The sequence below is a fragment of the Actinomyces oricola genome, assembly GCF_004104015.1.
Lineage (GTDB): Bacteria > Actinomycetota > Actinomycetes > Actinomycetales > Actinomycetaceae > Actinomyces > Actinomyces oricola.
In genome coordinates this window covers 1-565 of the sequence record NZ_RYFV01000077.1, presented here as the reverse complement: position 1 = coordinate 565, position 565 = coordinate 1, and the positions used below count along the sequence as shown (strand labels likewise).

General features: G+C 67.6%; 1 protein-coding gene. It reads right to left on the bottom strand.

Translation table 11 applies throughout. The features are described from left to right. A partial coding sequence (locus tag EUC46_RS12460) for a transposase family protein (RefSeq protein ID WP_164918848.1) occupies positions 1-467 on the bottom strand: 467 nt, incomplete at its 3' end. Positions 468-565: the final 98 nt, after the last annotated feature.

Below are 565 nucleotides of genomic sequence, written 5' to 3'. Positions count from 1 at the left end.
GTCGGGTCATCGATCAGCAGCCGGTGCCCCTCGGCGAGGACGGCGTTGTTCGCGGTGTGCCACGACACGCCCAGACCCGCGGCGACCCGGGCGACGGTGAGGTGATCAATCACCAGCGCTTCTAAGGCCCACCTCATCCCGCGCCTAGACAGCTTCGCCCGCTCGGGCGCTGCCGAGGTGAGGTCCTCGCGCCAGGAACGACCACACTCGCCGCATTTGTAGCGCCGGACCCGGATCAGCAGGCTCGTTGGCCGGTGCCCGAACGGCTCATGCGCCAACAAGCGCGTGTCCGTCCCCCGCGACCGCGCCCGACAGCCACAACCCCGGCACCACGGATCCGGGTCGGCTACCCGGCACTCGATCACCGCCCGGTCCGGCTCCAGGAGTTGACCAACAGCCTGGAGTCCCAGCCCATCAAGGCGGCAGAACACTGTCAGATCAGGGCTAGCAAAGATAGCGTGGTCCACGTCGAGGCCTTCCGGCAGTTGGTTGTGTAGCAACTCCCATCATCAGAGGGCCTCGACCCCCACCCTGGCACCCACACGCCCAAACCCACCCCCTCAAC